Here is a 22,716-nt window from a genome sequence, read left to right on the forward strand (position 1 = left end):
AAACCCTCACATAGAGGGTTTTAGTATCTTAGCTGTATTCGGGTCAGCTCACACAAGGGTTAGTCGAACTGACCATCACCCATAGCAAGACGAATTTTCTTCATTGCGTTCTTTTCCAACTGGCGAATACGCTCAGCAGAAACGCCATATTCATCGGCCAATTCATGCAATGTGGATTTCGCGTCTGACAACCAACGCTGCACAAGAATATTACGGCTACGCTCATCAAGATCGGCCATCGCCACTTCAAGACGCTGGTTAGAGTCTTCTTCCCAATTACCGTTTTCAAGTAAGGTCGCAGGGTCAGCGCGATGATCTTCTAGGTATTGAGACGGCGCTTGGAAAGCACTGTCATCATCGTCATCAGCAGAAGCGTCAAAGGCCATATCAGAAGCACTTAAACGCCCTTCCATTTGGCGAACGACTTCTGGCGTCACACCTAAATCACTCGCTACCGATTCCACTTCTGAATTACTAAACCAAGACAAGGTCTTTTTCGCGCTACGAAGATTAAAGAACATCTTACGCTGTGCTTTTGTGGTCGCCACTTTCACGATGCGCCAGTTTTTCAAAATAAACTCGTGGATCTCGGCTTTAATCCAATGCACCGCGAACGACACAAGACGGACACCCACTTCTGGGTTAAAACGTTTCACTGCCTTCATGAGACCAACGTTGCCTTCTTGGATCAAATCGCCTTGTGCAAGACCATAGCCAGAATAACTTTTCGCAATATGCACAACAAATCGCAAATGCGACATAACCAAAGTACGCGCCGCTTCAAGGTCTTCTTGATAATAAAGACGTTCCGCTAAGGCTTTTTCTTCTTCGGCTGTCAAAATCGGAATACGTCCGACAGCTTGCATATAAGATTCAAGGTTTTGACCTGGAATCATCATGTCTGTAGGTTGGAGAGCTTTACCCATCTCTATTTCCACCTCGTTGTTCATACTGTGTATGACAAAATATTACCAAGTAAATTCTGCTTGTGTGTGACATAAATGTGAATAAACCATGGCTATTATCTTAATACTGATTTTAGCCTTTCATTGTCACTGCAGTTCAATGTTCGCGATGTGTCGATTAACCGCAATCCATGCGCCAAAAACACCAACAAACGCACTAATAGTTAAACATAAAACAGTCTCATCTGCATTAAAAGTCTGCAATTGAAAACCGCTTTGATAAAGGTCGATTAATCGCTCCGCTGGCGCACTCACCCACCAGCTAAGCAAGAGAATACAAAGGCTGGCGAAAAAACCACCTAATACACCAAACCAAAAACCCATGTACAAAAAGGGTCTGCGGATGTAAGCGTCGGTTGCCCCAACTAACTTCATAACCAGAACTTCGTCTCGACGGCTTTCAACCGCCATGCGAATGGTATTGCCCACAATCAATAACACAGCAACCACCAACAATACCGACAAAGCGTACACAAAACGCTGCCCAAAACTCAGTATATTCGCAAGGCGCTGTAACCATTGTGCATCTAATTCGGCGTGATCTACTTCTTTGAGTGACGCCAATTGGTCACGTAACGCTTGCAGCCTAGACAAGGTGGTAATATCGACGATTTGTTTTGGGATCACTCGCAAAACAATCGGCAACGGGTTTTCTGGCAACGCAGACAAGATTTGCTCATAACCACTGGATTGCTCGAAGTACCTTAACCCTTCTTCTTTGGATATATATTCCACAGACGCAATGTCATCTTGTGCAGACAAACGATGAGACAAAGCCAAGGCTTGAGTATCTTCCATGTTAGGAAAAAGATACAAAGTAATGACAGATTGCTGCTCCCATTGATCGGTCACAGACTGCACGTTTTTCAACAGCACGTACAAGCCACCCGGCAAAGACAACGCAATCGCGATAACCATCACCGTCATGATACTCGCCAAGGGATAGCTCACCAGACGCATGAAACTTTCTGTTAACGTAGCTTGATGCTGACGAAAGTACTTGCTTGGGCTAAAGGTCGTTCGCGTCGGCCAGTTATGTGTCGTCGCTTTAATCGACTCGCGGGTAGCACCGCGCTGATTCGGCTTTTGTGCCATTTAGCCAAACCCTCCATCATTCACCATGCGCCCTTGGTTTAGGGTCAAAACACGATGACGCATACGCGCAACCAACGCCAGATCATGACTAGCCACAAGCACCGTCACACCAACGCGATTGAATTCTTGGAATAAATTCATAATCTCTGCCGACAATTTAGGGTCCAAGTTACCCGTCGGTTCGTCCGCCAGTAACAGTTGAGGCTTATTCACCACCGCTCTGGCTATACCTACCCGTTGCTGTTCACCACCAGACAAGGCCATTGGGTTGTATTTTTCTTTGTCCAACAAGCCAACTTTGTCTAGCGCCGCACGCACACGTTTCGCAATCTGTTGAGGGTCAGCACCACTCACTTGCAACGGCAGCGCCACATTGTGAAAAACACTGCGATCTAATAACAGCTGATGGTTTTGGAACACCACCCCGACACGACGACGATGTTGAGGAACAGCACGACGGCTCAGCGTACGTAAATCCACACCATCGACCAATATCTGGCCTGATGTTTGGCGCTCTATCATCATCATGAGTTTCATTAAGGTACTTTTACCGGCACCAGAATGCCCAGTGAGAAACGCCATTTCACCTTGTTGCAAATGAAAACTCACTTGCGACAACGCTTCCTGGCCACTCTCGTACTTCTTACCCACCCGCTGAAATTCGATTTCCACGTTAATTCGTTATCCTTAAATAAAACCTTACAAAAAAGGTTAATGCGTTTTTACTCGCTATCGAACAAGGCATCCACAAATTCTTGAGCAACAAAAGGACGCAAGTCATCGGCTTGTTCACCCACGCCAATATAACGAATTGGCAACCCAAACTGTTTGGATATCGCAAAGATGATACCGCCTTTTGCCGTGCCATCGAGCTTTGTCAATGTAATACCGCTCACGCCAACCGCTTCAGAAAACAGTTTGGCTTGGCTGATCGCGTTTTGTCCTGTGCCTGCGTCCAGCACCAACATCACTTCATGTGGGGCATGCACATCAAGCTTTTTCATCACGCGAACCACTTTGGACAATTCGTTCATCAAATTCGCTTTATTCTGCAAACGCCCTGCCGTATCGGCAATCACAATATCGACACCTTTCGCCTTAGCCGATTCAATCGCATCGTAAATCACCGACGCCGAATCCGCCCCCGTGTGTTGCGCTACCACAGGCACGTTGTTGCGCTCGCCCCACACTTGCAATTGCTCCACCGCCGCGGCACGGAACGTATCGCCTGCGGCCAACATAACACTTTTGCCTTCGGCCTGATATTTTTTCGCCAGCTTGCCAATCGTTGTTGTTTTGCCCACCCCGTTTACGCCAACCATCAAAATGACAAACGGGGCTTCTTGGTTTATAGGTTCCAGAACCTGCTCGGATGTTTTTAAAATCCCCTGCATATCGGCTTTCAACTGAGCCAACAAGGTATCAGCGTCTTTCAGCTCTTTGCGGTTTAACTTTTCCGTCAAGCCATTCATTAATGTTTGGGTAGCATCAATGCCCACATCGGCCATTAATAACTGTGTTTCCAACTCTTCCAGTAAATCGCCATCGACTTTTTTATTGCCACTGATCACAGACGACAAGCCATTCCCCAAGCCGCTTCGAGTTCGGGATAAACCGGATTTAATGCGCTGAGACCAAGACAGAGTTGGTTCCTTGATTTCCGCTATCGGCTCAACAGATTGCGCAGTGACAACCGCCGCATCATCCGCCAACGCTGCTGGCGCCTGCACAGTTTCCGCTGCATCGGCTTCAGGTTCAGCAACCTTTAAGGAATCTATATCCTTTTTCTTAGCCGCTTTGATATCTGCATTCATTTTATTCACAAAGCGTCGACGCACAACAAACGCCATGATCGCTAACAGTGTGCCTATCACGATAGGAACATAACGAGCATATTCACCAAGATACGGTGTAAAAAAAGCAATAATTTGATTAACAACTTCCATTAAATCGGTCTCTTTATTTTGACTGATGCAGTTAACATCAGTGAAATGCTATGATTGGACACGGCGCCCTATAGATAGACGCTTAAAAACGATTATTTTATCATCATTCTAGCGCGCAAACAGGCCTAGTTTCACGCTAACTCTTACCATTTCAGGGTTCATTATGTTTAACAGTGACAAACCTCTCTTTAGCCGTCCGGTTTTAGCGGCGATTATGTTGCTCTGCACCCTAAGCATCTGGCTGCTTAATCTAATCGCCACCAACAACACACTTCCCACCCCGATGGTCGAACGCTGGACGACGACCTCTGGTATCCCTGTCATTTGGTTAAAGCAGGAAGAATGGGAAAACACCGACAAGGTCGAACTTCGCTTCTCATTCCATTCCGCCACCACCAACACAGCCCTGATACAAACCACTCTGGCGATGCTAATGAGCGATTCTCTACCGTTAAGCACAGCGTCCATCAATCAAAGATTAGCGCCTTTAGCCGCCAGCGCAAACAGCTATTATGATCACGAAAGTCAAACCATTTGTTTAACGTTAAGCAACGAAACACGCTATTTGCTCCCCACCTTGTCATTAGTAACCAACTGGCTGAGCAACCCAGATTTCAAACGCCGCACCTTCGACAATTGGCAAAGCCAGCGCACACAAAATCCCCCTATTCAACACGAACTCGAAAACGTCCTATTCTTCGACAAAAACAATAAACAAATCAGTTCCAATAGCGTGCCTGTATCATTAGAGCAAGTGATTGATTATTACCAACGCTTAAAATCGTCCGCGACCGCGATTTACATCATTGGCGAACTGCCCACTGAAGCAAAAAACACCTTACAGGCCGCTTTAAACAAAATCAGCCAAGAGTACCAAATCGCCACCTCACCTAACGAAAGCATTTACAGCGAGCCGCTAAGCACCATCATCAAACAGAATGAAGGCACGCTTTGGCAAACACGCAGCGCCATTGCACTGATGCCAGTCACCGACATAAAAGAATGGATTAGCTTACAAATTTGGGGGGCTGACTTAGTGGCTACGCTAAACAAGCAGACTCATATCGACTTTGTACAACTCGCATTGACGCTCTCTCCGCAACACCCTTGGGCTTGGTGGAGCATTCAATATGGCAACAGTGTAGCCTCGCCCGACGCCACAACGAATCGGCCAGCCGACCAGATGATTTACCCTAAAAGTTTGGCTTTTTCGGAACAAGTTCCTTCTGCCAATAACAAAAAAATGTTTCAGACCTTGCTGGACTCTTTTAAAAGCCAACTAGAACAGCAAACATTGTCGCCAACGTGGTGGAGTCAAATTGCCACGCAAGTCACTCACGAAAATGGCGCGCTGAATTTAGAAAAATTTGCCAATGGCTATCAAGAAGCGGTCGACAGCTTCACCGTCGAAGAGTATCAAGCGGCCCTAACGCGTTTATTACGGCCATCGTCTTACCAAGAAATTCAGGTTTATCAATGAAAAAAAACGCCCTAAATAACGCGTCGAACAAAAGCAAAGCGAAAGCCTCCAAGCTGCGCATCATCGCCGGCGAATGGCGCTCGCGCCAACTGCCCATTCCAGATATTGAAGGGCTGCGTCCGACACCGGACCGAGTAAGAGAAACCCTATTCAATTGGATCAATCACCAGATCCCCGGCGCCGTATGTGGCGATCTATTTTGCGGCTCAGGCGCATTGGGGTTAGAGGCACTGTCTCGCGGCGCAAAACACCTCACGTTTGTGGACAATTCGCGTGTTGTGTCACAACAAATGACAGCGAACCTATCCACGCTGGGCGCAACCAATGCCAACGTCATCGCTCAAAATGCGGCGGTTTTCCTAGACACGGTAACGCCGCACGCCATGGACATTGTCTTCTTGGATCCGCCATTTAGAAAAGGTTGGTTGGGGCAAATCATCCCTTTATTGGAAAAAGGTTGGCTGGCGGATCGTGCCTTGGTGTACATAGAAATGGAAAAAGAAGCGCCTCTTCCAGAGTTACCAATGCATTGGTCATTAATAAAAGAAAAAAACGCAGGCCAACTTGTCTATCGTTTATTTGAAGTATCGAAATAAGCGCAACCAAAAGCCCTAGCCAAAATAGGGCTTTTGGTGACAACCAACACCACCTCGCGCACCAACAATGCGCAAGCCAGAATCCCCCCTTCCTCATACTCGGCTCAAACCTCGTTATCCTAACGGTTGTATTTTGTTAGCACGATGCTTGCATAGCTTAACAACCCATGTGCTATTTATGTGCACATTGTTTAAACATACTGCCGAGCAGGAAGGTCATTATGCTGGTTAACCTATCCTTTAAAACGAAACTATTAATATTATTGATTACCGCCATTTTAGGGCTCGTTATCGTCACCTTTGTCGCCATTGGTGGATTGGCATCCCAAAAAGAAGCCAATAACGAACTCAGAAATTTGTCTAAAATTCAGGCATCGAATGACCATTTAAGTATTCAAATGCTCGAAATCGCCGATGGCCTTCGCTCCATCTCCGAAGAGAACTTCCAAGAATACCTTGCCACAGCCAACCAACAAATCGAGCAAAACGCCACGACCATTACAGCCAACATTGAACAGGCAAATAGCCAAGATCTAAAAGAAGCACTATGAGATAACCTTGTTGAAATCACCAACTACAGCCAAGCACTGGTCGCCCTGATCAATAAACGTAACGTCATCGGTTTTGATTCGTCATCTGGCTTACGTGGCAGTATTGACAAAATGGGTTCGGATATCACGGTCGACATTCAAAAATTAAGCTTGTTAAAACGAGAATTCACTAATGTTCGCAAGGCTGAAGCAGGTTACTTATCAGACCCAACCGACAGCAACCTTGAGGAGTTCACCACCAGCTACGACCGCTACTACAACCGTATCGATAACTTTGGCTTCCATGATACACACGGTGTAAAAGCTCAAGCCTATCGCGATGCGATTTTGCAATATGGAAAAGAATACGCCAACCTCAATGAGATACAGCAGACTTTTGCCACTCAGAAAAATCAATTTACTGAAAGCCAGCTCAACGCCAACGCGTTGATTGAAGCCAAAGTACTCGATGCCGAAAATGATGCCGAAAACAGCTCTGCTCAAGCCAATGCCACATTGCTTGCGGTGAGTATCGCCATCATTTTATTGGCAGCGTTACTTATGATAGTAATTTTACGCAGCGTGAATAAAACTCTACAAAATGTCATTACCGATCTAAACAAAGTCAAGCAAGGCGACATGTCTTCCAAAGCCATGGTGAACACCAAGCGTAACGATGAATTTGACCAACTGAGTCAATCTCTTAACGAAATGACGGGAGGATTAGGCAATGTACTAAAAGACGTGGTGTCGACCACCGACAACGTCAGCACCATGTCGACAGATCTGAACAACACCATCAGTAGCATTGCCAGCAGTAACCATTTAGTAAACCAGCGAACCCATTCGCTCGCCACCGCAACCGATGATATTTCCAATCGTTTGACTGAGCTGTCCAACACCACGAACGAATTGAAAGGGCATTCAAGCGAAACTTACCAGTCAGCTAAATCTGGGGCCGACACCATCAAAATGGTGTTACACAGCATCAGTGACACGGTCGGCATTGTGAACATGACCAGTCAACAGCTCAACGAGCTAGGACGTTTATCAAAAGACATCGACAGCGTCATTGCCATGATCAACGATCTGGCCAGCCAAACCAACTTGCTGGCATTAAACGCGGCCATCGAAGCCGCTCGCGCAGGCGAAGCGGGTCGCGGCTTCTCTGTGGTCGCTGACGAAGTAAGAGCCTTGGCTGAAAAAACCGTCGACGCCACGTCAAAAATCACCGACATCGTCAGCACCATTCAGCAGTCTACTCAAACCGCGATCACCACCATGGAAAGCGGCCAAGACAACCTGAAAACCATCAGTGAAAACGGTACTAAGGCCGAAGAAGCCATGCGTGATATCGAAAGCAATGCCATGACCGGGTCGAAATCGACCGACTCCATGGCGAACGCCATACACGACGTGGCCAGTACCGCGATTCAAATGAGCACGGAAATGGAGCAAATTGCCCAACAGCTCAACCAAGACACGCGTTCTATTGATATGATGGCCGACAAGACCAAACAGATTCAGCAGCTCTCTGAACAACTGGCCAACAAAACGCAGGTGTTCACACTCGCGTAACGCTCTAATGACCTCCCTACCCAATGCTTCTACCCACACCCGCACACACGGTAGAAGCATTGAGTCGTCTAGTGTGTTTTCCATCCCACCTCTTGATGACACTAGGCGCAAACGCTAGACTGTACGGCATCACTCATCGATGAATCTTCCCACTCGTCTTCACGGGAACTCGAGCACTTTCTTTAGGACTTTAGTTTAGGATACAAACACACCTATGCCGGACGTCATTTCAGCCGACTCTGTTGGTATTGTCACGCCACAGACGGCGCATTTCGACACGCCTTTGCCGCTTGCGTGCGGACAAACACTGGCTTCTTATGATCTGGTCTATGAGACCTATGGAACGCTTAACAGCGATGCGTCTAACGCCGTTTTAATTTGCCATGCGCTCAGTGGTGATCATCACGCAGCGGGCTATCACGCCATGTCTGACAGCAAACCTGGCTGGTGGGATTCGGCAATTGGACCTGGCAAAGCCATCGATACCAACACGTTTTTTGTCATTGCACTTAATAACTTAGGCGGCTGTTGCGGTTCTACCGGTCCCACCAGCATCAACCCAGAAACAGGACAACGTTGGGAAGCCAGTTTTCCCATTGTGACGGTCGAAGATTGGGTAGAAAGCCAAGCACGTTTGGCGGATTTATTAGGCATTCAAACCTTTGCCGCGATAGTCGGTGGCAGCCTAGGTGGCATGCAAGTATTGGAGTGGAGCATCCGCTTTCCAACCCGCCTGAAGTCGGCCGTCATCGTCGCTTCCGCGCCCAAACTGTCCACGCAGAACATCGCCTTTAACGAAGTCGCACGTCAATCCATTCGTCGCGACCCAGATTTTTTCGAAGGCAATTATCTCGACAACGATTCGGTGCCCACCAACGGGCTTGGATTGGCGCGCATGTTAGGCCACATTACCTATTTATCAGACGATGCCATGGGCGCCAAATTTGGTCGTCAAATGCGTCACGATAGCTATCAGTACAACTACGGTATTGAGTTTGAAGTAGAAAGCTACCTGCGCTATCAAGGGGAAGCCTTCACCAAACGCTTTGATGCCAACACTTACATGTTGATGACCAAAGCATTGGATTATTTTGATCCCGCGTCACAAACCAATGGCGACCTTTCGGCTGTGTTGAGTCGCGCGCAATGCGAATTCCTTCTGGTTTCCTTCACCACCGACTGGCGGTTCTCCCCTGAGCGCAGTGAGGAAATCGTCAATGCTTTGGTCAAAGCAGGCAAGCAGGTCTCGTATGCAAAAATCGAAGCCGCCGAAGGTCACGATGCCTTTTTGTTCCCGATTCCACGCTATATGTCTGTGTTAAACACGTTTTTAACCCGGGTCGCCAATCGCTTAACCACGGAGGTCAAATAATGCGCTCTGATTTAGAAATCATCGATGAATGGGTTCAGCCCAATATTCGAGTGCTGGACTTGGCTTGTGGTCCCGGCGAATTGCTCCACCATCTGATTAAAAATAAACAGGTAAACGGCTATGGTTTGGAAATAGGCCATGACGACTTAAACACCTGTATCGAAAAAGGCATTCCAGTCTTAGAGCAAAACATCGACGAAGGCTTACAGAACTTTGATGACCAAAGCTTTGACCTTGTATTGATGACGCACGCCTTGCAACAATTCCGTCGCCCCGACTTATTGATCGACGAAATGCTGCGCATCGGCAAAGAATGCATCATTACCTTCCCAAACTTCGGACACTGGCGCAGCCGTCTGCATTTGGCGCTAAAAGGCCGCATGCCCGTTTCTGATTTCTTGCCCTACAATTGGTATGACACCCCCAATATTCACTTCTTTACCTTCCAAGACTTTGAACGTCTGTGTAAAGAGAAAAACATCAAAGTGCTGCGTTGGGCGGCTGTCGATGGTCAGCTAAAAGACCACTGGTGGATTCGTTCCATGCCGAACCTATTCAGTGAAACGGCGATATTCCACATCAGTCGTTAATACGCGAAAAACGGCAACCATCGAATCAAAAGAACACAACAAGGCGGCGTATCAGCCGCCTTTGTTTTAAAGAATGAAAAGGAAAAACCGATGCAAAAAACCATCGTGCTAGCCAGCAACAACGCAGGAAAGATCAAAGAATTCAATACGTTACTTGGCGACATGGGCATTTATGTAAAACCCCAAAGCGAATTTAATGTCGAAGAAGCCGAAGAAACAGGGCTAAGTTTTATTGAAAACGCCATTCTCAAAGCGCGCAACGCCTGTGCTCAAACAGGTTTACCCGCGTTGGCGGATGATTCCGGTATCGAAGTCGACTATCTCGACGGCGCACCGGGTATTTATTCAGCACGTTTTGCGGGCGAACATGGCAATAATGACGCGAACAACCAACTTCTGTTAGAAAAGCTAGACGGTGTGCCTGAACTAGAACGCACCGCTCGCTTTCACTGCGTATTGGCCTACATGCGCCACAAAGATGACCCAACGCCGCAGGTTTTTCATGGCGTCTGGGAAGGTCGCATTTTGACCGCCATAGAAGGCCAAGAGGGCTTTGGTTATGATCCGATATTTTATGTGCCTGAATGTGGCTGCAGTGCCGCCAGCCTACCAAAAGAAGTGAAGAATCAAATTAGTCACCGCGGCAAAGCATTAAAGCACATGTTCGCTGCGTTCCAACAACACACCACAACAGGAAAGGCACTTTGAGCGCTCTATTGCCGCCGTTAAGTTTGTACATTCATTTGCCTTGGTGCGTTCGAAAATGCCCCTACTGCGATTTTAATTCGCACCAAGCAGATCGCTTTGAAGCCGATGGAAAGCTGCCTGAAAATGCCTATCTCGCCCAGCTGCTAGCGGATTTAGACGCAGATATGCCGTATGTCGCTGGACGCCCTATTCAAACCGCGTTCATCGGCGGTGGCACGCCCAGCTTAATGAGCGAAGACTTCTATTATCGTCTAATGGACGCCCTGCGCGACAAACTGACGTGGGTGGACAACGCCGAAATCACCATGGAAGCCAATCCGGGCACGTTTGAACAAGAAAAGTTCCGGCACTTTCGTCAAGCCGGCATCAATCGTTTGTCGATTGGCATTCAAAGTTTCCAGCCAAACCTGTTGAAAACCCTAGGAAGAATCCACAACCGTGAGGAGGCCATCCACGCTGTGGATAAGTCCAGAGCCGCAGGCTTCGATAATATCAACCTCGATTTGATGCACGGTTTACCCGACCAAAGCCTAGACATGGCATTGGAAGATTTGTCGTTGGCCATCGAGTTGAACCCCGAGCATTTGTCTTGGTATCAATTGACCATCGAGCCCAACACGGAGTTTTATCGTCGTCCGCCCACACTGCCAGAAGACAACACCTTGTGGGGCATTCAAGACGCTGGGCAAGCCTTACTCACTCAGCATGGTTACGCGCAGTATGAAGTATCCGCGAATTCAAAACCAAATCATCGCGCTGCGCACAATCTGAACTATTGGCGATTCGGCGACTACATCGGCATTGGCGCTGGTGCTCACGGTAAGATCACGTTAGTTAATGGTCAAATATTTCGTACACGAAAGACTCGCCATCCAAACCATTACCTAAACAACTTACCAGAAGCCTTGGTGATCAAAGAAGCCATCGAGCAAGAAGACCTTCCTCTGGAGTTTATGATGAACCGCTTGCGTTTGTTCGAAACTTTTGATCTACAGGATTACGAACGATTTGCTTATCAAAAACCCCCAAAATCGTTGATTTCAGCCTGTGAACAGGCAATCAAACAAGACTTATTGGATGCCAATGAATGGAAAAAACAGCGAGTAAAAACGACAGAAAAAGGCAAATTGTTCCTTAACGAATTGCTTGAATTATTCCTTCCTTAATCAACTGCTTTGCTTACTATAATTTGACATCTAAGCATTTTGATGTAACTCTTACCCTGTTAAGAATAAAAAAGGCCATCTCAGATGGCCTTTTTTATTCTAGTTAACATCGCGAAAAGTCATGGAGACTCTGGCTTAACCGCTCATCCTAGCTGAAAAACAGCGAAGGTTTACCACCCTAAAATCGACCTATTTCAATACAAAATCAGCGGCCTTTACCAAGCAACCTGTTTGTTCGAGCCATCTGACAACGCCCTGATTATGTAAGCATTGTGAAAAAAGTTCTGAATACGTCGTATTCAGAACAATGCGATAGAGAAAATTCTCTTACGGTGGAGTGGTAGAATTGTATAAAAATCACTCAGGCTAATTTTTGGTAAATGGCAGAGACCTTTTAAACATTGGCGGTTAAGCAGACGTCGCGAGAACAATTTCACTAATTCAGGAGTAAATTTATGAGTAATAAAGTACCTGACAGTGGTCGGGCAGAATACAACACGTCGTACAAAGTAGGACAAGATAACGTTCAGTTTCTTGGCCTTGATGTACTGAACCCTGTATTCAGCACCAGCGCACTGATCATCTTTGCATTCATCATCGGCAGTATCTTATTCCCTGCCGACGCCAGTGCTATTTTATCAGGCGCCAAAAATTGGTCGATCAATAACTTCGACTGGTTTTTCATGGTATCCGGCAACATCTTTGTGCTTTTTTGCCTGCTTCTCATTGTTCTTCCTCTTGGTAAGATTCGCTTAGGCGGTACCGAAGCAAAAGCGGAACACTCAACCATTACTTGGTTCTCTATGTTGTTCGCGGCCGGTATGGGCATTGGTTTGATGTTCTGGAGTGTGGCAGAACCTGTCGCCTATTACACAGGCTGGTACGGCACACCGTTTGACGTTGCCGCGAATACGGCTGAAGCGAAAAACGCAGCGATGGGCGCAACCATGTTCCACTGGGGTCTTCACCCTTGGGCTATTTACGCGGTAGTGGGTTTGTCGTTGGCTTTCTTCGCCTACAACAAAGGCTTGCCACTGACCATTCGTTCTGCTTTTTACCCGCTGTTTGGTGAAAAAGTATGGGGCGTCATTGGTCATGTAATTGATGTCATTTCTGTTATCGCGACGATTTTTGGTTTGGCGACGTCATTGGGCTTCGGTGCATTGCAAGCCACCAGTGGTCTGAACTTCCTATTCGATATTCCGAACACGCTAACCACTCAAATCTTGGTTATTTGCGGTGTTACCGCTGTGGCCATTGTCTCGGTTGCTCGCGGTTTAGAAGGCGGTGTCAAACTGTTGTCTAACGTGAACATGATCATCGCGGCTGTATTGGCCATCTTTATTGTGATCGTTGGTAACACTGGCGCGATTTTCTCGTCTGTGATCGCCTTCCTGTTTAGCTACGTTGAAAACATCATTCCATTAAGTAATTGGATTGGTCGTGAAGACACGACTTTCTACCATGGCTGGACTGTATTCTACTGGGCTTGGTGGATTTCCTGGTCACCATTTGTTGGTATGTTTATCGCGCGCGTTTCTCGCGGTCGTTCTGTTCGTGAGTTCATTGTGGCGGTTCTATTGGTTCCGACTGTGGTTTCTCTAGTATGGATGTCTATCTTCGGTGGATCGGCTCTTGATCAATCGGAAAACGGCATTGGTGCGCTAGCAAACGGTATCTCCGATTCTTCTTTGGCGATGTTCCAAATGTTCGCTAACTTGCCATTAACGTCTGTGATCTCCTTTATCGGTATCGTGTTGGTCTTGGTGTTCTTTGTTACCTCTTCTGACTCTGGCTCTTTGGTTATCGACGGTATCACCGCAGGCGGTAAAACAGACGCACCTATGATTCAACGTGTTTTCTGGGCGGTACTGGAAGGTGTAATTGCGATCGCGCTATTGATTGGTGGCGGCTCTGAAGCACTGGGTGCCATCCAAGCGGCGGCGATTACCATCGGCCTACCGTTTACTTTGCTCATGCTGATCATGTGTATCAGCTTGTGGAAAGGGTTACACAGTGACATGCATCTCTATAAATAAAGTGTCGGTACATTAGACCTTTATCAACAACCCGAACAGCAGTGTCTGTTCGGGTTTGTTTTTTAACGGTAAATATTATATTCTCTGCGTCCTCTTAGGGGAGTAATCTTCTTTGCACATATTCGTATGCTGCAGAGATTCTTTGTCAACATAATTGAGCCTCAAGTTCATGGCAAAGAAGTCCTGAATCGATGCAAATCGTTGGGATTGATGAGACTTAAGACAATGACTTGGCTCTGGTGGGCACAGGTTTGTTGTCTTTTGTTTTATAGCCCACCTAGGACCTGTCAAATGGAAGCTTTGCTTACTTCTATCTCTACTGTTGCTCTTGCCGAAATGGGCGATAAAACCCAATTATTGGCGTTATTTCTTGCGACGCGCTTCGCGTCTAAATCTTCTATTGTGCTTGGTATTCTTGCCGCTACATTGCTGAATCATGCCTTGTCTGCTTGGCTCGGAGTGGAAGTCGCTCAATGGATTCCAGACAGTGCCATCAGTTGGATTGTTGGTCTAAGCTTTATTGCGGTAGGTTTATGGCTACTGATCCCAGATAAAGACGACAGCGAAGAAAATCAAATGCTGAAATATGGCGCGTTTGGTGCCACCTTTATACTTTTCTTTCTTGCTGAAATTGGCGATAAAACGCAAATTGCAACGGTGTTACTAGGCGCTCATTACGGCAGTGTGTGGATGGTCTTGCTAGGTTCTACCGTTGGTATGATGCTGGCCAACGTACCGGTTGTTTTCGCAGGTAACTGGATCATGGACAAAATAAACGCTGACAGAACTCGCCAATTGGCTTGTTTATTGTTTCTCGTTTTAGGTGCCGTAACCATAATCTCGCCCTATCTACACTAAGTTAGCGCGATCAAACAGGAATGTACGATGGACGTCGAATTAACCGAAATACTCGAAGCACTGTGTCAGCACGCTCCATTCAATGAGATTGCAGACGATCCGCAACTCAATGACATGGCGAAAGAAATCGAAATACAGTATGTCCGTGCGGGGGAATGGGTCATTGCGCCCAGCGCCTTAAACAATACGCTGTTTTTCATTCGTAGCGGAGCCATTGAAGTGCTGAGCAAAGAAGAAAAGTTAATTCGACGCATGAACGAAGGTGAGATATTCGGCTACGCGTCGTTGTTACGCGGTGGTAAATCGTCCCAGTCGATGCGAACCATCGAAGACAGTTTGTTGTATCGCATTCCTGCGCGTTGGTTTCTCAAACTTCATGCTGAAAACGACAACTTTTCGGACTTTTTCCAGCTGGCTCGCGAAGCGCGTCTGCGAGCCGCGATGGACGCTCAAAACTCCGACGTGTCGTTAATGACCTGCCCTGTGGTGAGCTTATTAAGACGTCCACCGATAAGCACACAAATGGATTCCAGCATTCGCATCGCCGCGCAAATCATGGCTGAGCATCGCGTTTCTAGCCTTTTAATCACGGACAATGACGAACTGATTGGCATTGTTACAGACCGAGATTTACGGACTCGCGCGGTGGCGGAAGGTCTAGCTTACGACACGCCAGTGTCAGACATCATGACCCGTGACCCGGTCGTAATGGACAGTGGCGACTACGCATCAGAAGCCGTTCTAAAAATGATGGAACGCAATGTTCACCATATCCCCATTGTAAAGAATGGGCTCCCGATTGGCGTGGTGAGCACAGGCGACCTTATCCAAAAAGAAAGCCACGGCAGCGTCTACTTAATCAGCGATATTTATAAACAAACCAGCATTGAAGGGCTGAAAAGCATCAGTCGTAAAATGACGCACACCTTCACCCAACTGGTGCTCGCTGATGCCAATACCCAAATGATAGGCAACGCCATGTCACACATAGGAACCGCCTTTGTGAAGCGTTTATTGCAGTTGGCCGAAGAAAAATACGGGCCGCCGCCAGTGCCTTATTGCTTTATTGCGCTTGGCTCGCAAGCACGAGAAGAACAAACCATTAAAACCGATCAAGACAATGCCTTGATCTTGAGCGATCAATACGACAAAACACTGCACGGCGAGTATTTTGAAAACCTAGCCGATTGGGTATGCAAGCATCTAGACGACTGCGGCTACGATTTGTGCTCTGGTGATATCATGGCGTCGAATCCGCGCTGGCGTCAGCCTCTTAAGGTCTGGAAACAACACTTCAGCGAGTGGATTCAACAACCCAAAGCCGAAGCCCTATTGCGTCTGTCTATCTTCTTTGATTTGCGCGGCGTGTATGGCGACAAAACCCTGGCCAAACAATTAAATCAGCACATACGCGCCGAAGCCCAACAGCACGCGGGGTTCTTGACCTTTATGGCCAGAAACGCCAACCAACGCAAACCACCTTTGGGGTTCTTTCGACAGTTTGTATTGGACGGTGAAGGCAAACAATCACGCACGTTTAACCTAAAAGAAAGGGGCATCGCACCCATTATTGATATTGTCCGAGTGCATGCGTTAGCGTGTGGCAGTGACAAACTCAACACACTGGAACGTATTGAAGACATTGAAGCCGCAGGATTGTTACCCGACGGGCGCGCGAAAGACCTCGCCTTGGCCTTAGAAATGATCGGCATGGTGCGTATCCGCAACCAAAAAGACCAAATTGAAGCCGGCGAAGAGCCCAATAATCACGTCAACCCTGAACATTTGTCCTCATTTGAAAAGCGTCACTTAAGAGACGCGTTTCACATTGTGTCACGCCAACAGGAATTTATTAAGTTCCGCTTCGCAGGGAAGCGCAACTAAATGACAAAACGTGTAATAAAAAACAGCCAAAAAAAAGACATCCAAGACTGGCAAGCGATGTTTGCAGAATGGGCCAAAGAAGCGCCAGAAGGCCCATTAAAACGCTTTTATCAAGCCGGAATGATAGCGCCCAATACCGCGTTAAAAGACGCGCCATTGCTCGCATTGGATCTCGAGACCACCGGATTAGACCCCAGTAAAGACGAGATCATCAGCCTTGGGCTAATCCCACTCGACCACAAAATCATTCGTTGCCAAGGTGCGAAATATTGGATGGCCAAACCTGAACGTTCATTGCATGCCGAATCCGTCACCATCCATGAAATCACCCACGCCGAACTAGAAGAAGCGCCAAGGCTTCATGCTATTTTGGAGGAAATTTTGACGGCACTTAGCCACCAAGTCATCGTCGTGCATTGTGTGGCCATCGAGCGCCAATTCCTTCTGGAAGCCGCCATGAAAGTATACGGCTATCCGCTGTATTTCCCCGTCCTAGATACCATGGACATTGAACGCCAAGCCACATTCAAACCGTGGTGGAAACGCTTTGGTAGACAACCTTCGTTGCGCTTAGACGCTTGCCGTCAACGCTACAAACTTCCACGCTACAAGGCCCATCATGCGTTGACTGACGCGCTGTCTTCTGCGGAATTATTGCAGGCACAAATCTCCTACCACATGGACCCAGAAGCAGATATTTCGCACTATTGGGTCTAGGTCTACGATACAGCGGAGTCAGCAAGTGAAGGGCAACTTTCGCGAATCACCAGCTCCGTTTCCAACACCACGTCTTTGGCTTCTCGAAGGCCTAAAAAGACTTCCGCGGCGACACGCCCTTTTTCCACCGTATGTTGATGGATGGTGGTGATGGATGGGTGAATATTGGCGCTTTCGGCAATGCCATCAAACCCTACCACCTGCACGTCTTCAGGCACTCGCAACCCCATATGCAACGCCGCTTGTACCGCAGCAATCGCAATACAATCACTCATACACAATAGCAACTGCGGGCGGTTCGCCATGGTCAATGCTTCACGAGCCGCTTGGTAAGCCAACTTATGATTGTTTTCTGGAATGTTCCAAATATGCTCGGAGGCAACGGACAATTGGTGCTCTTCTAACGCTTCAAAATACCCGTACAAACGCTGAATCGAAATCGATGCAGCGCGGTCAAACAGTTCGTCTTCCCGAATCCGACACACTCGGTCAGTGTCTAACAGGCTCAAACCTAAAATCGCCACCGCTTCCGGTTTATGCTGCAACGCATGACACGCAATGCGATACGCGCCACTGTGGTTTTCAATGTTGACCGACGTCGTCCCCGGAATAAAGCTATCGACCGTAATGATGTTCTTATTCGGCATCAACCAAGGCGCATTAATACACTGCTGAGGTTTGTGACCGTACACAATAAAGCCATCGACCATGGAAGATTGCATGCGGCTTTGCGCGTCTTGTTCCACATGATCAGAAGACAACAGCAACATGTTGTATTCATTCGCCTCGAACACTTCCGCCATACCTTTCAAAAACTGATTGGCGACAGGGTCAGTCAAGCTGTAACTCAGGTCATCCGACAACACAATGCCAACAATGCCCGTGCGACCCGTTCGCAAACTGCGCGCCGCGGCATTGGGGCCAAAGTAGCCCATTTTTTCGCACTCGCTCAAAATGTTTTCACGCAAATTGGCCGACAATTGATCGGGGCGATTAAACGCATTGGAAATGGTCGCGGTAGACACTTTTAGGCGTTCGGCGACGTCTTTTAAGGTCAGCTTTTTTATGTTTTTTGTCATACCCACGGTCCGTAATCTAAAAAAATAGCCATGACAAACAAGCCGATTTACGTCCTCCGCAAATCGGCTTGTTTGTTACAAAGTCTTAGTATTTATCCCAAGACCGATTGCCATCAAGGCTAAGACAATCTGGCATAAAACGCGTGATACGCAGGGACTGTCGCCACCGCGCCAGACAAGGTCGACGAAAAGCCATGCCCTTGTAGCACTTCTGCAATATCATCACCCACATTCGCCTGCTGAGATGTCCCCGTCATGTTCAGAACCACCAGCACTTTCTCGCCTTGATACTCACGCACCAAAGCCACCAAGTCGGCATTGTCCACGTCGCGCTGAGAAAGTTCACCGTTGACCAACGCCGGTTGTTGTTGGCGCCAATGAATTAACTGACGAACCTTGTGCAATAACGCCTCTGGATTCGCTTCTTGTTCCGCCACACTCAAAGGCAACTGCTCTTTGGATACGGGCAACCAAGGCTCAATATTAGAAAAACCACCTTTAGTTGAATTCTCCCACACCATCGGCGTACGACAGCCATCACGGCCTTTGAACACAGGCCACAATGGAATGCCATAAGGGTCCTGAATGCGCTCAAACGGCACATCGGCTTCTGGCAAGCCAAGTTCTTCACCTTGATACAGACACACACTGCCGCGCAAAGACAAAATCAGCGCCAAGGCCACCAAAGGATACGCTTCGCCATCCTCGTCTGCGCCCCAACGTGTACGAGAACGCACCACATCGTGATTGGATAATGCCCAGCAAGGCCAGCCATCCCCGACAATCTCTTGCATGTTTTTCAATACATCCCGAATGTAATCAGGTGAATGCGGCTTATTCAAAAAATCAAAGGTATACGCCATGTGAAGCTTGTCGCCACCAGACGTGTATTCGGCCATGCGTTTCAACGGAAAATCATCGCCAATCTCACCCACAGTAGTACTGCCTGGAAACTCGTCCATCATGGCACGCAACTCTTTGAGGAAATCCAGATTTTCTGGGCGGCTCAAATCGTACACATGACGCTGATAGGTGTAAGGGTTATCGTGTGGCGCACCCATGGTTTTTGGCTCACCAGCAGGCACTGGTGGGTTGTCTTCCAAGCCTTCACTGTGGAAATAGAAATTCACCGTGTCCAAACGGAAACCGTCTACCCCCATCTCCAACCAAAACCGCATATTGTCCAAATGCGCCTTGCGAACATCTGGGTTGTGGAAGTTGAAATCTGGCTGAGACTCCAAGAAGTTATGCAAATAATATTGCAAACGACGGCTGTCCCATTTCCACGCACTGCCACCGAAAATAGACAGCCAGTTATTAGGCGGAGAACCGTCTGGTTTTGGGTCAGACCACACATACCAATCGGCTTTTGGGTTGGTTTTATCCTGACGACTTTCTTCAAACCAAGGGTGTGCATCAGCAGAATGGCTAATCACCTGATCGATCATTACCTTTAAGCCCAATTCATGAGAACGATCAATTAAGGCTTTAAAATCCGCTAACGTGCCAAACATTGGATCAATATCACAATAATCCGACACATCGTAGCCAAAGTCTTTCATGGGCGATGTGAAGATCGGCGACAGCCAAATGGCATCCACTCCGAGAGACGCTACATAGTCGAGTTTGCTGGTAATTCCGGCCAAATCACCAATCCCATCGCCATTCGCATCCATAAAACTACGTGGGTATATTTGGTAAATAACTCCACCTTTCCACCAATTCAAATTGGTCGTCATAACGGCTCTCCAAAAACAAATAAAACAAGGAGCAACGCCTTGCTCCCATCAAAATAATCCAAACAATTAACGACGATAAGACACTTCTTTGTCGTCAAATAAATGCATTTTTTCTGGCAATGCCGACAAATGCACGGTCTCGCCTCGCTGTGTTTTTAGGGTGCCTGCTTGCTTCGCAATCACCATTTCGTCACAACCAGGCACAGTAACGTACAGCAAGGTCGCTTCCCCCAAAGATTCAACAAAAGACACACTTCCCGACAAGAAACCCTGTTCCTGCGATTCAACCACCAACAAATCTTCAGGACGAATACCAAAAAACGCCGCTTTGGATTGCTCACTGGCTTCGGTTGTAATCGGCGTTTCCACGGTCACAGATGAAGACAGCGACACCTGGGTTTGCTCGCCGGCCTTTTCAATTCGACACGGCACCACATTCATCGCGGGCGAGCCAATAAACTTCGCCACGAACACGTTCGCAGGGTGCTCATAAAGCTCCAAAGGCGAGCCTACTTGCTCGATATTACCCGCCGATAACAACACAATACGATCCGCCAATGTCATGGCTTCGACCTGATCGTGAGTCACATAAATCATCGTCGAATCGGGCATGCTGTCTTTCAGATTAGCAATTTCCATTCGCGTCGCCACACGCAACGCCGCATCCAAATTCGACAAAGGCTCATCAAACAAAAACACTTTCGGACGGCGCACAATCGCGCGACCAATCGCCACACGCTGACGCTGACCACCCGACAAGGCTTTTGGCAAGCGATCCAAATACGGCGTAAGTTGCAGCATATCCGCTGCTTTACGCACTTGCTGATCGATGTCTTCTTTGCTCACTTTCGCGATTTGCAAACTAAAGGCCATGTTGTCGTACACCGTCATATGCGGGTACAAGGCGTAGCTTTGAAACACCATCGCGATGCCGCGTAATGCAGGTGGAATATCATTCACCACTTGGCCATCGATCTCCAAAGTGCCGCCAGAAATCTCTTCTAAACCAGAAATCATGCGAAGCAAGGTAGACTTGCCGCAACCAGACGGCCCAACAAAGACGATAAACTCACCTTGTTTGATGTCCAAATTAATGTCTTTTAACACTTCAACTTTGTTCGAATAAACCTTTTTAACATGGGTTAGCTTTACATCTGCCATGATTCAATTGCCTCAATCTAAATACGTACATTAAGTGAGGAGCCGCGCTCAACTCACTCGCGTAACGGGGTTATTTCACAGAACCTGCCAACAAGCCGCGCACCAAATAACGCTGCAAACTAAAGAACACACACAAAGGAACAATAATGGTAATAAACGCCGATGCCGTCAGAATCTCCCAGTTCCCGCCACGAGACCCCAACAATTCACGCAATTGACCCGTTAGCACCAAATGCTCTTCGTTGTTTCCTAAAAAGACCATGGCAATCAACAAATCATTCCACACCCAAAGGAACTGGAAAATGGCAAACGACGCCAAGGCAGGAAACGACAAGGGCAGCACAATTTTGCGGAAAATATCAAAGTCCGATGCCCCATCAACACGCGCCGACTCAATGATTTCCCCCGGTAAACCTGCGATGTAATTACGCAATAAATAAATGGCCAACGGCAAACCAAACCCCGTGTGAGCGAGCCATATCCCAACATAGGTTTTTGAACCAACGCCAAAGAATTCGCCAATCAAGTTGTAGCTTTTCAACAACGGAATCAGAGACATCTGCAAAGGGACAACCAATAATCCCACCACAGCCGCAACCAACAAAGCTCGACCTGGAAAACGCATCCACGCTAAGGCATAGGCCGCAAACGCCGCCACCAAAATTGGAATAATGGTCGCAGGAATCGTCACTGTTAAGGAATTTAAGAAAGACTGACCCAAACCTTCTGCGCTCAGCACCTCACGATAGTTATCCAAGGTGAACCGAGGAGGCACTTCCGCCGTGTAAAAAATACGTTGCCCACGGGATCCCTTCCATGGTGTCGGCGAGGACAAGACGTAATCACCATTGGCGGTCACTTCTAGCGTTTGGCCTTTTCTCATTTCGGCCACCGTACCAACAGCAAACGCCTCAGGCTCCAGAGAACTAAAACCGAATTGAGTGATGCTTCCAGCCGACTCACCCAGCAAATTGCCACGAATAACAAAGCGACCGCCTTCTTGCACTTGCGCTTTCGGTTCTTGTGCACGGTCAACAATACGCTGCTCAGACGTAGCTAACGCCGTCCACCAGCCAGACACTGACAACTGATCTTTGTCGCGAATGGAAGACACAAATAAACCCGCTGTCGGAATGGTCCAAATCACCACCAAAAACAACACAGTGGCATGAACCAAATACGTCAACGGAGAACGTTTAGAGGATGCAATCAT

20 protein-coding genes are annotated in these 22,716 nt (G+C 47.6%); 12 read left to right on the top strand and 8 right to left on the bottom strand.

Features of this window, described 5'->3' with window-relative positions:
* Nucleotides 1-59: 59 nt before the first annotated feature.
* The 4 genes from rpoH to ftsY form a co-directional block, all read right to left on the bottom strand.
* On the bottom strand, nucleotides 60-926 hold the full coding sequence (rpoH, locus tag AABA11_RS15885) for an RNA polymerase sigma factor RpoH (protein WP_265728197.1): 867 nt from the start codon (nucleotides 924-926) through the stop codon (nucleotides 60-62).
* 126 nt (nucleotides 927-1,052) lie between these two features.
* A complete protein-coding gene (ftsX, locus tag AABA11_RS15890) occupies nucleotides 1,053-2,060 on the bottom strand; it encodes a permease-like cell division protein FtsX (protein WP_338269386.1) in 1,008 nt (335 codons plus the stop codon).
* Nucleotides 2,061-2,732, bottom strand: coding sequence for a cell division ATP-binding protein FtsE (gene ftsE, locus AABA11_RS15895; protein ID WP_265728195.1), 672 nt, complete (start codon nucleotides 2,730-2,732; stop codon nucleotides 2,061-2,063). It lies immediately after the preceding gene.
* A gap of 50 nt (nucleotides 2,733-2,782) precedes the next feature.
* Entirely contained in the window at nucleotides 2,783-4,006 is a 1,224-nt protein-coding gene (gene ftsY, locus AABA11_RS15900; protein WP_338269389.1) for a signal recognition particle-docking protein FtsY, read from the bottom strand.
* 163 nt (nucleotides 4,007-4,169) lie between these two features.
* On the opposite strand from ftsY, the gene AABA11_RS15905 reads away from it, so the two are divergent.
* The 12 genes from AABA11_RS15905 (at nucleotide 4,170) to AABA11_RS15960 (ending at nucleotide 17,524) form a co-directional block, all read left to right on the top strand.
* Nucleotides 4,170-5,486, top strand: coding sequence for a peptidase M16 family protein (locus AABA11_RS15905; RefSeq protein ID WP_338269391.1), 1,317 nt, complete (start codon nucleotides 4,170-4,172; stop codon nucleotides 5,484-5,486).
* Nucleotides 5,483-6,082, top strand: a complete 600-nt coding sequence (gene rsmD, locus AABA11_RS15910) for a 16S rRNA (guanine(966)-N(2))-methyltransferase RsmD (RefSeq protein ID WP_265728193.1) — start codon at nucleotides 5,483-5,485, stop codon at nucleotides 6,080-6,082. The genes AABA11_RS15905 and rsmD overlap by 4 nt, the downstream gene beginning before the upstream one ends.
* 221 nt (nucleotides 6,083-6,303) lie before the next feature.
* Nucleotides 6,304-6,633: a hypothetical protein gene (locus AABA11_RS15915; RefSeq protein ID WP_338269394.1), complete on the top strand. Its 330-nt coding sequence runs from the start codon at nucleotides 6,304-6,306 to the stop codon at nucleotides 6,631-6,633.
* Nucleotides 6,634-6,744: 111 nt separating this feature from the next.
* Nucleotides 6,745-8,190, top strand: a complete 1,446-nt coding sequence (locus AABA11_RS15920) for a methyl-accepting chemotaxis protein (RefSeq protein WP_338269396.1) — start codon at nucleotides 6,745-6,747, stop codon at nucleotides 8,188-8,190.
* A 214-nt stretch (nucleotides 8,191-8,404) separates the two neighbouring features.
* Nucleotides 8,405-9,562, top strand: coding sequence for a homoserine O-succinyltransferase MetX (gene metX / locus AABA11_RS15925; RefSeq protein ID WP_265728191.1), 1,158 nt, complete (start codon nucleotides 8,405-8,407; stop codon nucleotides 9,560-9,562).
* Nucleotides 9,562-10,152 carry a methionine biosynthesis protein MetW gene (gene metW / locus AABA11_RS15930; protein ID WP_338269399.1) on the top strand — a complete coding sequence of 197 codons (591 nt, stop codon included), beginning with the start codon at nucleotides 9,562-9,564 and terminating at the stop codon, nucleotides 10,150-10,152. The genes metX and metW overlap by 1 nt, the downstream gene beginning before the upstream one ends.
* A 90-nt stretch (nucleotides 10,153-10,242) precedes the next feature.
* Nucleotides 10,243-10,860, top strand: a complete 618-nt coding sequence (rdgB, locus tag AABA11_RS15935) for an RdgB/HAM1 family non-canonical purine NTP pyrophosphatase (protein WP_338269401.1) — start codon at nucleotides 10,243-10,245, stop codon at nucleotides 10,858-10,860.
* Nucleotides 10,857-12,026, top strand: a complete 1,170-nt coding sequence (gene hemW, locus AABA11_RS15940; protein WP_338269403.1) for a radical SAM family heme chaperone HemW — start codon at nucleotides 10,857-10,859, stop codon at nucleotides 12,024-12,026. Before rdgB ends, hemW begins: the two co-directional genes overlap by 4 nt.
* 455 nt (nucleotides 12,027-12,481) lie before the next feature.
* Nucleotides 12,482-14,065, top strand: coding sequence for a BCCT family transporter (locus AABA11_RS15945; RefSeq protein ID WP_338269405.1), 1,584 nt, complete (start codon nucleotides 12,482-12,484; stop codon nucleotides 14,063-14,065).
* Nucleotides 14,066-14,356: 291 nt separating this feature from the next.
* Entirely contained in the window at nucleotides 14,357-14,923 is a 567-nt protein-coding gene (locus AABA11_RS15950; RefSeq protein WP_265728187.1) for a TMEM165/GDT1 family protein, read from the top strand.
* Between the two features lie 27 nt (nucleotides 14,924-14,950).
* Nucleotides 14,951-16,807, top strand: a complete 1,857-nt coding sequence (locus tag AABA11_RS15955) for a DUF294 nucleotidyltransferase-like domain-containing protein (protein WP_338269407.1) — start codon at nucleotides 14,951-14,953, stop codon at nucleotides 16,805-16,807.
* Entirely contained in the window at nucleotides 16,808-17,524 is a 717-nt protein-coding gene (locus tag AABA11_RS15960) for a 3'-5' exonuclease (protein WP_338269409.1), read from the top strand.
* Between the two features lie 2 nt (nucleotides 17,525-17,526).
* Here AABA11_RS15960 and AABA11_RS15965 read toward each other — a convergent pair whose 3' ends face one another.
* The 4 genes from AABA11_RS15965 to AABA11_RS15980 all read right to left on the bottom strand — a co-directional run bounded on the left by AABA11_RS15965 (nucleotide 17,527) and on the right by AABA11_RS15980 (nucleotide 22,716).
* Complete coding sequence (locus tag AABA11_RS15965) at nucleotides 17,527-18,603, bottom strand: LacI family DNA-binding transcriptional regulator (protein ID WP_338269412.1); 1,077 nt, start codon at nucleotides 18,601-18,603, stop codon at nucleotides 17,527-17,529.
* Between the two features lie 119 nt (nucleotides 18,604-18,722).
* Nucleotides 18,723-20,342 (bottom strand): alpha-glucosidase, encoded by a 1,620-nt coding sequence (locus AABA11_RS15970; RefSeq protein WP_338269413.1) that lies wholly within the window; start codon nucleotides 20,340-20,342, stop codon nucleotides 18,723-18,725.
* 66 nt (nucleotides 20,343-20,408) lie between these two features.
* Nucleotides 20,409-21,503: an ABC transporter ATP-binding protein gene (locus AABA11_RS15975; protein WP_338269414.1), complete on the bottom strand. Its 1,095-nt coding sequence runs from the start codon at nucleotides 21,501-21,503 to the stop codon at nucleotides 20,409-20,411.
* A gap of 70 nt (nucleotides 21,504-21,573) precedes the next feature.
* A complete protein-coding gene (locus AABA11_RS15980; protein ID WP_338269415.1) occupies nucleotides 21,574-22,716 on the bottom strand; it encodes an ABC transporter permease subunit in 1,143 nt (380 codons plus the stop codon).

This window comes from Marinomonas pontica, assembly GCF_036322735.1.
Taxonomy (GTDB): Bacteria; Pseudomonadota; Gammaproteobacteria; order Pseudomonadales; family Marinomonadaceae; genus Marinomonas; species Marinomonas pontica.

What these genes read in the sequence shown, in the direction of transcription:
- AABA11_RS15970 (WP_338269413.1), bottom strand. Translation starts at nt 20,342, where the DNA reads ATGACGACCAATTTGAATTGGTGGAAAGGTGGAGTTATTTACCAAATA.
- AABA11_RS15945 (WP_338269405.1), top strand. Translation starts at nt 12,482, where the DNA reads ATGAGTAATAAAGTACCTGACAGTGGTCGGGCAGAATACAACACGTCG.
- rpoH (WP_265728197.1), bottom strand. Translation starts at nt 926, where the DNA reads ATGGGTAAAGCTCTCCAACCTACAGACATGATGATTCCAGGTCAAAAC.
- AABA11_RS15920 (WP_338269396.1), top strand. Translation starts at nt 6,745, where the DNA reads ATGGGTTCGGATATCACGGTCGACATTCAAAAATTAAGCTTGTTAAAA.
- AABA11_RS15955 (WP_338269407.1), top strand. Translation starts at nt 14,951, where the DNA reads ATGGACGTCGAATTAACCGAAATACTCGAAGCACTGTGTCAGCACGCT.
- AABA11_RS15950 (WP_265728187.1), top strand. Translation starts at nt 14,357, where the DNA reads ATGGAAGCTTTGCTTACTTCTATCTCTACTGTTGCTCTTGCCGAAATG.
- rdgB (WP_338269401.1), top strand. Translation starts at nt 10,243, where the DNA reads ATGCAAAAAACCATCGTGCTAGCCAGCAACAACGCAGGAAAGATCAAA.
- AABA11_RS15915 (WP_338269394.1), top strand. Translation starts at nt 6,304, where the DNA reads ATGCTGGTTAACCTATCCTTTAAAACGAAACTATTAATATTATTGATT.
- AABA11_RS15975 (WP_338269414.1), bottom strand. Translation starts at nt 21,503, where the DNA reads ATGGCAGATGTAAAGCTAACCCATGTTAAAAAGGTTTATTCGAACAAA.
- metW (WP_338269399.1), top strand. Translation starts at nt 9,562, where the DNA reads ATGCGCTCTGATTTAGAAATCATCGATGAATGGGTTCAGCCCAATATT.
- AABA11_RS15960 (WP_338269409.1), top strand. Translation starts at nt 16,808, where the DNA reads ATGACAAAACGTGTAATAAAAAACAGCCAAAAAAAAGACATCCAAGAC.
- ftsY (WP_338269389.1), bottom strand. Translation starts at nt 4,006, where the DNA reads ATGGAAGTTGTTAATCAAATTATTGCTTTTTTTACACCGTATCTTGGT.
- metX (WP_265728191.1), top strand. Translation starts at nt 8,405, where the DNA reads ATGCCGGACGTCATTTCAGCCGACTCTGTTGGTATTGTCACGCCACAG.
- ftsX (WP_338269386.1), bottom strand. Translation starts at nt 2,060, where the DNA reads ATGGCACAAAAGCCGAATCAGCGCGGTGCTACCCGCGAGTCGATTAAA.
- AABA11_RS15980 (WP_338269415.1), bottom strand. Translation starts at nt 22,716, where the DNA reads ATGATTGCATCCTCTAAACGTTCTCCGTTGACGTATTTGGTTCATGCC.
- AABA11_RS15905 (WP_338269391.1), top strand. Translation starts at nt 4,170, where the DNA reads ATGTTTAACAGTGACAAACCTCTCTTTAGCCGTCCGGTTTTAGCGGCG.
- rsmD (WP_265728193.1), top strand. Translation starts at nt 5,483, where the DNA reads ATGAAAAAAAACGCCCTAAATAACGCGTCGAACAAAAGCAAAGCGAAA.
- AABA11_RS15965 (WP_338269412.1), bottom strand. Translation starts at nt 18,603, where the DNA reads ATGACAAAAAACATAAAAAAGCTGACCTTAAAAGACGTCGCCGAACGC.